This window comes from Enhygromyxa salina, from assembly GCF_002994635.1.
Lineage (GTDB): Bacteria > Myxococcota_A > Polyangia > Nannocystales > Nannocystaceae > Plesiocystis > Plesiocystis salina_B.
The window spans coordinates 1-8,729 of record NZ_PVNL01000145.1 but is presented as its reverse complement, the minus strand read 5'-3'; the positions used below and the strand labels follow the sequence as shown (position 1 = coordinate 8,729).

Below are 8,729 nucleotides of genomic sequence, written 5' to 3'. Positions count from 1 at the left end.
GGTTGGGGGCGCCGGGTTGGGGGCCTCGCGCTGCGGCTGGGCTGCCGCGGGTTCGTTGCAGGCAGACAGCATGCTGAGCACGAGTCCGCAGTGCAGGAGGAGACGGAGGCCAGGCGCGAGGTGGGGATTGGGTGGAGCCACGCTTGGGTAGAGTACTGGATCTTTGCGATCGACCGCGCGTCGCTCATCAGGGGTCAGGCGCTGTGGTACGGCGCCGATCTGGGAGCGCTGCGGCGACGGTTGTTGCCTGTGGCACTGGGGTCGCGTAGGCTCGCCGCCATGTCGATCTCCACACGTGCCGCGGTGTTCGCTCTGGTGTTCTTGCCGATCGGAGCATCCGTTTCGGGCTGTGACGAGGGCGCTGAGTCGTATGAGGAGTTCACCCAGCTGCGGCCCCACAAGGCGCCGTGTCCGATGTGCAAGGTCAAGATGGGGAAGGGTTATCTGAGCCTCGCGACCGACTACAACCCGGCCGAGGTCACCAACGTCAGCATCGAGCTCAGCAACGCCACCGCGACAGAGTTCATCGACTATGGGACGACGATCACCGTGCCCAACGTTCCCAGCGAGGTGGTCCACCCTGACAGCGAGCTGTGCACGGTCGGCAGCACTGGCCAGCCGCCCACGAGCGCGTACGTGGAGTTCGAGATCACCGACGCCACCGCGACATACACGGTCGGCAACTACATCCCGATCGACGAGACGTGCTCTGGTTCCTAGCCAGGAATGGCTCAGACGCACCTGGGAGCCCGTGCTCGATCGGCGCGGTGTTCCAGCACCAGACCGACCACGGACTGGTCCAGGAGCGTTGGACTCCACCAGTGCTTCATGCTGATCGGCTCGCCTGCTAAGCTGGCTCGGTGCTTCACTCACCAGCTCGGGGATCGTCGCGCGCATGAACGCATGGTTGTTGGCGTTCGGCTTCACGCAGCTGATCGAGGTGCCGATCTACATCCGCGCCCTGCTCGAGCGTCTGCCCAACCGCGAGCCAGTGTGCCAGCGCTGGCCGGTCGCCCTGGCGATCGCGTTTGGGGCCAGCGCGATCACTCATCCGATCGTGTGGTTCGTGATGCCAAAGCTGGTCCCCGGCTCGTGGCTGGCGATGGTGATCGTCGCTGAGCTGTTTGCGATCACGGCCGAGGCCGCGTGGCTGCGCGCGTTTGGCCTGCGCAGGAGCTTGGCTTGGGCGGCGTTCGCTAACGCGGCGAGCGTGGTCATCGGGCTGTTGTTGCGTCAGGCATTCGGGTGGCCGTGAACCGCTGCCGAGCTTGTTTGCTGTGGGGGGCGTTGTTGGTGGCGTCGTCGCTCACGCTGCTGGCCGGGTGCAGGTCCGCAACCAGCAACGAGGCGACCACGGAGCAGACGAAGACTCAGCCACGCGAACCGCCGCCCGTGCTGCCGGACGCGGCGGAGCTCACGGTGGCGGTGCGGGGCTGCAGGCTCCTCGTTGGACCCGAGGGGCGTCGCTGCCGGATGGCCGGTGACGAGACCTTGAGCCTGTGGTTGTCTGAGCAGGCCGAAACGCCGTTCGAGCTGCGACTCGCGGGCGAGGCTGTCACGCCCCGCGTGTTCGTCGAGCCGGAGGGCCTGCTCTTGCAGTTCGAGGTGGCGGATCCGGCGGGTTTACTGGAGCTTGTCGTGAGTTCGCCAGACGCAGTCCCGAACACCACCCGGGCCCGCTGGTCCATGCAGCTGGCCCCGCGCTCGAGCGACTACGACGAGCTAGAGAAAAACGTCGACGCGCTGTATGCAGCCGGTGACCCCGAGGGCGCACGCGCCCTGTTCGCGGCTGGTGTGACCAAGCTCGACGCCGACGAGGCGGCGCTCGCCGGCTGCATCGCGGCCCCACTGGCGCTTGGTAGCGGTGAGCTACCCGCGGTGATCGAGCAACTGCGCGCGGGGCCAGCCGTGGGCTGCCTCGGCCACGCGTATGTGATCTCGAGCTGGGTGCAGCTCTACGAGGAGCACGACATCAACGCGGCGCAGCGAACCATCGACGCGGCCAAACAAGTGGGCGCGCAGGAGCTCAGGGTTGCTGTTCATCTTCAGTATCACCAGGCTGATCTTGACCTGATCGTCGGTCGGCTCGACCAAGCTTACGACGGCTTCGAGCGGGTTTCGCGTTTCGCGAAGTTGATCGACGACCGGCGGATGGTCGGCGCGGCGCAGTTGATGAAGGCCACCACCTTGACGCGGCTGGGTCGTTTCGCCGAGGCCGAGGCACTCGTCGAGTCGCTCGTCGAGTCGCTCGAGGCAGCCCTCGACGGGGCCCAAGACAACGATCAGGTCGTCGTCGACATCCGCCACGGGATCTCGTGGTTGGCGTTGCTACGCCGTGAAGACGACCCGCAGATTACGGATCCGACAGCGACACTCGAGCAGCTCATCGAGGTATACGCCGCCCGCGGTGACGACCAGAGCGTTGCTCGTGCGCGCTTGAACATCGCGCTTGCGGCCGTGCAGTCGCAAGATTTCGAGCGGGCCAAAGCCGTGCTCGCTAGCGTTGATCGATCTGTGCTCGCGCCTTTCGAGTTGGTGTGGCTCGAGCTGATCGCAGCCCGGAGCGCGCTTGGCCGCGAGCGACCGGCTGCGGCCGCTGGGCACTTGGAGCGCGCCGAGGCCTTGGCCGACCTAGCCGAGGATCCTGAGCTCGTGTGGCTGGTCACCAGCGCAGTCGCCCAGCTCGCCTATAGCGAGGGCCGCAAGCAAGCCGCGCTCGAGGCCCACGCTCGCGGAGCGCAGCTGGCCGATGAGCTCGCGCTGTCGGTTCCTGGCTCGGCTGGGCGCAGCATGTTGGTGACCGCACACAGCCGAGCTGACGCGGAGCACGTCTCCCTGCTGCTCGAACTCGACCAACCCGAGCAGGCGTTGTGCGTGGCCGCGAGCGCTCGCGCTAGGCACCTGCGGGCGCTGTGGGCTCGGCTGCGGCCGCCGTTGAGCGGCGCAGCTCTCACTCAGTACCAGGACCTACTGGGTCGCTTCGAGAAGCGACAAGCAACGATCAACGCCGCGCTCGAGCAGGCGTGGGCGCTGTCGACAACTGAGCTCGCGGCGCTGCGGCAGCGACTTCGCTCCGAGAGCGAGCAGGGCGATGTGCTGCTTGCGCAGGCGACCGCGCTGGTCGAGCGCGACGCCCCTAGCTGGAGCTGCGAGCGGATCTTGCCGCGAACGCCTGAGCGGGCGCTGCTGACGATGCTGCCCAATCCGACGCGGACAGGCTGGTGGTTCATGTTCGCCCGCGCCGACCAACGTCCGACCGTAGTCGCGCTGACGGCCGAAGGTGACGCGAGCGAACTCGCGGGGCGTGCCCTCGAACAGCTCGAGTCGCAGCTGCGCGGGGTCGAGACCCTCGTCGTGATACCGGTCGCCGAATTTGTCAGCGTGGACTTCCAGCGTCTGCTGCTGGCGCGGCCGACTCACCCCGAGCTGTCCGTACGCTACTCGCTGGGGCTCGGCGAGCTTCCGGCCACTGGCGCCGCGGCTTCGCGGGAGGCCGCCGTGGTCGCGGGCGCGACCAACCTCGACGCCGTCACCCGCGAGGTAGCGACGGTCGCCCAGCAGCTGCAGTCGCATGGCTGGACCGTCTCGCCCACGTGGTCGCCTAGCGCGGCCCAACAGCCGATGTTGCTACACTACAGCGGTCATGGTCATCACGCCGGGCTGGCGGGGTGGCGCAGCTTTATTGAGGTGCCCGAGGCCGGGCGCGTGACCGCAGCCCACATCGTCGCGGCCCAGCGAGCGCCGCGACTGGTGGTGCTGGGGGCTTGCAGCGCCGGCTCTTCCGACGGCGAAATCATCGATGGCGGCATGAACCTCGCTGCGGCGTTTTTGCTGGCTGGCGCGGAGCTGGTGGTGGCGCCGAGTGGTCCCGTCGACGACGACATCGCACTCTCGCTCGCCGATCGCCTGTACCGCCAGCTAACCACGCCCGATCCCGACATATTGGTGCGCGCGCTAACGACCCAGCAGCGCGCGGAGCTGGCTCGCGCCACGATAGAAGCAACTCAACCGGGCGAACCAGGCCTGCGCAGCATCTTGCGCTGGCGAGCCTGGGTACCTTGAGCCAGATAGCTGCCGACCCTACTGCACGTCGATCTGGTTGCCGGCCACCACAGTGACAGTTCCGTCGCGGAACTCCATCTGGATGTAGCCCGCGACCGGAGGTTGGCCACCGCTGGTACCAGTCGTGCCAACTGTGCCAGTCGTGCCAGTCGTGCCAGTCGTGCCAGGGTTGACGGACAAGAGCTCGGGATCCTTGAGCTCCTGCACTTGCGTCGAGCTCAGGGTGGGCAGATTCGCGGCGTCGTAATAGAGCACTTCCGATGCGCCGGTCGCATCGTAGAGCTGAATGGACATGTTCTGCAGCGACATCCCGTCGTAGGTGGTCTCCAGCGAGAGATACACGTTGTCGCTCTTGATCTTGCACATCGGACACGGGGCCTTGTGCGGCTGCGGAACCACCCACAGCGGCGTCGTAGCAGCGGCGCTCCCCTGCGGTCGCTTCATGTACTTCGGCCGATTGTCACACCCACTACAAGTCCTCGCCGTCCAGGTTGGACCCGACGCCTGCCCGACCTGCGCCGACCCCAGCGCGGTGTCGAACCCCTGACGCCACGCCCCCACATCCACGACCGGTGCCTGAGACGAGTTCGCGCAGGTCTGAAACAGCGACAGCGCGCAGTTCGTGAGCGCCGCGTTCTGGTCCCCACTCCAGGCCTGACACGCATGCTGCAAGGCCCGGCACGCGGTCACCTGGCGCTGCCGAGGGGGCGCGATCTGGCTGTTGCTCGGCAGCGCGAGGTCGGCGTTCCTCCCCGTCGCAATCCCGCTGCCATACAGCGCACCCATGATCTCATCGGCGCCACGGTCGGGGTAGTTGGACCACACCAGCGTGGCGATCGCCGACACGACCACGGTCGAGACCGAGCTCCCGGTGATCGGCCCATACTGACGCTTGCCATCCGCGAACCCAGCGAAGCCGACAGCGGCGAGCTGGGCGTTGGAGCCCTCGCGGAAGTCGGCGAGGTTGCCCCCGCTCCAAGACAACGGCGTCGCGGCGTGCAAGAACGGATACGGCGCCTGCCCGAGCACGGGGTTCTGCACGCCGAGCCCGTTGCACGCCGCCGCGTCGAGCCCAGGCTCACCGGCCCACGCGCCGGGGCTGACAGCTTCGCTCATACACGTACCCTGCGGACGGTTGCCGCTCGCGGCCACCACCAGCGCGCCGCTGCATCGCGCGGCGCCGATCGTGTCGCGCACGGCTTGAACCGCGGGCGACGGGTTGGCGAACTCCCCGGGCGTCGGCTCCCAGCCGACCGAGAGGTTTACCACCAGCTTGGTGTCGACGCCGTTGATGACGTCGAGCGCCCGCATGACCCCTTCGGCGAGGTCGCTCTGGTAGCCGTAGTAGCCGCCGTTCGCGAGGTCGGGTCCGGTCCGGGTCTGCGGGAGCCCCAGCTGAGTCTCGACCAAGCGCCTGCAGCTGGGCTGACCGAGTCCGACCGCGCAGCCCGAGGCCAGCTTGGCAGCGATCGCCGCGAGCGTGGGGCCGTGGTCGGCCTGCCCGCTGAGTGTCTGCGTCGGCGCGGTGTCGACGATCTCGAGCCGCACCGGGTACCCCACGGCCAGCCCAGAAGTGTCGACGGGCTCGGTGCCCTCGGCGAAGGCCCGCTCGTAGTGCGGGCCGAGATCACGGGCCAGAGGGCTCTGCGGGAACACACGACAGTCCGGGCCGAGCTTGCCGGGTAGCGCGTCGAGCAGCGCGCGATCGGGCGAGCCTTCACCCGGAGCGCTGCCGGCCTCGATCCACACGTAGCGACAATAGTGGCCCAGCGGGGAGCCCTTCGTCGCCGCCAGGGTGGCGGAGCCCTTGAACATCGGCTCGACCTTCCAGTACTTGTCTTTGGGCGGCGCACCTTTGTAGGGCGACGGGCACCCCTTGGACTTGCCAAAGTAGCCGACGACCCGCCCCTTGGGGCACAGCTGACCCTGGGGGGCCTTCGTCGCGCCCGCGGGCGGACAGCCCTTGCCGGAGGCTCCCACGAGGCTCGGGGCCGCCGCGGCGTTGATCGCCGCGGGGTCGGCGATCCCGTCGGCCTTGGTGCTGCCTGCCTGCGGCGCGGTCGGCTTGTCGCAGGCGCCCAGGCCCACAGTGAAGATCGAGATCAGGAGTGTCTTGGCGAGTTCGTGGGTCATGTGTTTGGTCCTCCGCACCCGAACCATTGTTAGGCTGAGCTGAGATCTGACGCGGCTCCGAGCACATCGCGCAGCGCCGCGCCTGCTCAAACACGCGCGCCGTGCCCGAGCGACCTGGGCGGGCCAGGATAGAGCACTTTTGCCGGTCGCCGAACTGCTGGCAGTCGGGCCGTGGGTACCGGACGCCAGAGAGCGGGGGGAACGCAGACGGCGTCCCGTGACAGTAGGGTTCGACTTCGAGTCGGGTCTGCGTGGAACCTCGCCAGCTGATCGCGGTCGGTGGGCGCATGTCGAGTTCCCCGCTTGGGTTCAACCCGCGCGCTGCCCTGAGCATCGCCCTGACCGCCGCCGCCCTCTCGTCACTCCCGCGTGACGCCGAGGCCGGCGGCGACGACGTTTATGGCACCCGCGGCGCGGAGCTGCTGGTCGAGCGCGGGCACGAGATCGAGCTGACCATGGATCGCGGCTACGCGAGCCTGCAGGTCCGACGAACGGTGCACAACGGGATCGATCGCCACGAGGAGGCGATGTTTTGGATCAACGTGCCCGAGACCTCGGTTGCGACCGGGCTGCGCACGCTCGGCGAGCTGCACGGCAAACCGCACTGGTTCTCGGGGGATCTGCTCGAGGCCGAGGCCGCCGCGGCGCGCTACGAAGAGCTGACGGGGATCGGCGGCTACTACCCGAAAGACCCCGCGCTGCTGTCTTGGCGCGACCAGACCTTCCTGGCCCTGCAGGTGTTTCCGGTCGCGCCCCACACGGAAAAGACGATCGAGTACACGCTGAGCATGCCCGCGACCTGGGCCGATGGTCGCTGGCACGTGTGGCTGCCCGCGCTCGGCTCCGACCTGCTCGCCGCGGACCTGCAGCTCACGCCAGCGCAGCAGCTCGATCAGCTGTTCGTCAACGGTGAGGTGGTGGCGCGCGGGCACACGCTCACCCTCGATCACGACATCGAGATCGAGCTCGCGCCCCGCGACCCTGCCCCGGTCTCGCTCGAGCTGGCGTCGGTCGAGACCGGCGCGCAGCACCTGGCCGCGTGGCGGCTGACCCTCGCGCCCCAGATCTCGCAGGTGCCCAAGCACGCGCAGGTCGTGATCGCGCTGGATCTCTCGCGCTCGCTCGACCCGAGCGACGTGCAGGCCCAGCGTGTGGCCGCGCAGACCTACCTCGAGCACTTCGCGGATCCGGCCCTCGCAACCCAGGTCGCGCTGCTGGGCTTCGATCGCGAGGTCCACTCGCTCTCGCCGGGCTTCGTCACCGCCGCGCGTGCGATCGAGCTGCTGGACGCCGCGACGCTGACCCAGCGAAACGGCAGCGAGGTCGGGCTCGCGCTGGCCAAGGCCGCCGAGCTGCTCAGCGAGTCCAAGCGAGGGCCCCGGCGGATCGTGTTGATGACCGACTTCGAGACCGCGTCGCGGGTCGCCCCCGAACACTATGCGGCGACCGTGCACCACAGCGACGCGATCCTGCACCTGACCGACGTCTCCGATGGCGGCCCGTGGCTCGAGCGCGACGACCAGCACCCCTGGTCGGCGCTCGCCGCCGGCTCTCGCGGCGTGGTCTGGTCGGCCTCGATCCCGAGCTCGTGGGCGGACGCCGACGAGCAGGCCGTCGCCCGCGACGTATTCGAAGAATGGGCGCGACCGGTTCGCATCGACAACCTGCGCGTCCGCGTCGACGGGCTCTCGCTCGACGACGACTACTACTGGGACAGCTTCGAGCCGACCCTGGACGAGGGTCAGGGCCTCGAGGATCTGCTGCTCTCGGCCACGCCCGGGCGCGAGCTCAGCGTCGAGGGCGTGACCTGGAACATCCCCGTCCACCACACCGCCAAGCCCAGCCGCGAGACCGGCGACCGCTGGTCGGCGCTGGTGTTTGGCTCGCAGGTGCTGTGGTCGCTGACCGAGCCCGAGATGATGCAGCTCGCGATGCGCGGCAAGGCGGTCTCACCAGTCACCAGCTACCTGGCGATCGAGCCCGGCGTGCGGCCCTCGACCGAGGGGCTCGAGCGCGAGGGTGCGGGGGCGTTCGGGATCGGCAACGTCGGCCTGTGGGGCTCGGGCAGCGGCAGTGGTGGTGGCTTCGCGGGCGGCGGGCCGAGCTTTGACAAGCGAGCCTGGCTCGAGGGTGAGCTGCGCGACGGGTGGACACGCTGCGGCGGCGACGGGCTCGGGGCCGAGCTCGTGCTCGAGACTCGCTCGGTCGAGATCCTCGACGTCGTGCTGACGACCGCGAGCACGAGCACCCCGCTTCGCACCTGCATGGAACAGGTCACGTGGAGCCTCGCTCTGGACCCACACTTCGTCGCAACCGAGACCTGGCGGGTGCAGCTGCCCTGATCTCGGCCGGACGCTCAACGGCGCCCGCCCGCCGAGCCGCGCGGGTATACTCCCGGCGATGTCCCGACCACGCGTCCCCGCTCGCCTTTTCGCCCTCGTGGCGTTCCTCGCCCTCGCCACCGGCTCCGCGACGGCCTTCGCCGACATCGCCAGCCCCGAGCCCGCGCCCCAACCCGAGCCCGCGCCCGAGCC

5 protein-coding genes are annotated in these 8,729 nt (G+C 68.8%); 4 read left to right on the top strand and 1 reads right to left on the bottom strand.

The window, feature by feature from the left end:
• The first annotated feature begins 279 nt into the window (after positions 1-279).
• The 3 genes from ENSA7_RS39715 to ENSA7_RS39705 all read left to right on the top strand — a co-directional run bounded on the left by ENSA7_RS39715 (position 280) and on the right by ENSA7_RS39705 (position 4,062).
• The gene (locus ENSA7_RS39715) at positions 280-720 is read left to right on the top strand and encodes a hypothetical protein (RefSeq protein ID WP_146158689.1); all 441 of its coding nucleotides are present in this window, start codon (positions 280-282) and stop codon (positions 718-720) included.
• A 175-nt stretch (positions 721-895) separates the two neighbouring features.
• The gene (locus ENSA7_RS39710; RefSeq protein ID WP_106094658.1) at positions 896-1,255 is read left to right on the top strand and encodes a hypothetical protein; all 360 of its coding nucleotides are present in this window, start codon (positions 896-898) and stop codon (positions 1,253-1,255) included.
• Positions 1,252-4,062 carry a CHAT domain-containing protein gene (locus tag ENSA7_RS39705; RefSeq protein ID WP_146158688.1) on the top strand — a complete coding sequence of 937 codons (2,811 nt, stop codon included), beginning with the start codon at positions 1,252-1,254 and terminating at the stop codon, positions 4,060-4,062. The genes ENSA7_RS39710 and ENSA7_RS39705 overlap by 4 nt, the downstream gene beginning before the upstream one ends.
• Before the next feature lie 18 nt (positions 4,063-4,080).
• On the opposite strand, the gene ENSA7_RS39700 is transcribed toward ENSA7_RS39705, so the two are convergent.
• Positions 4,081-6,195, bottom strand: coding sequence for a S8/S53 family peptidase (locus ENSA7_RS39700; protein WP_106094656.1), 2,115 nt, complete (start codon positions 6,193-6,195; stop codon positions 4,081-4,083).
• 287 nt (positions 6,196-6,482) lie between these two features.
• On the opposite strand from ENSA7_RS39700, the gene ENSA7_RS39695 reads away from it, so the two are divergent.
• Entirely contained in the window at positions 6,483-8,537 is a 2,055-nt protein-coding gene (locus ENSA7_RS39695) for a vWA domain-containing protein (RefSeq protein ID WP_146158686.1), read from the top strand.
• Positions 8,538-8,729: the final 192 nt, after the last annotated feature.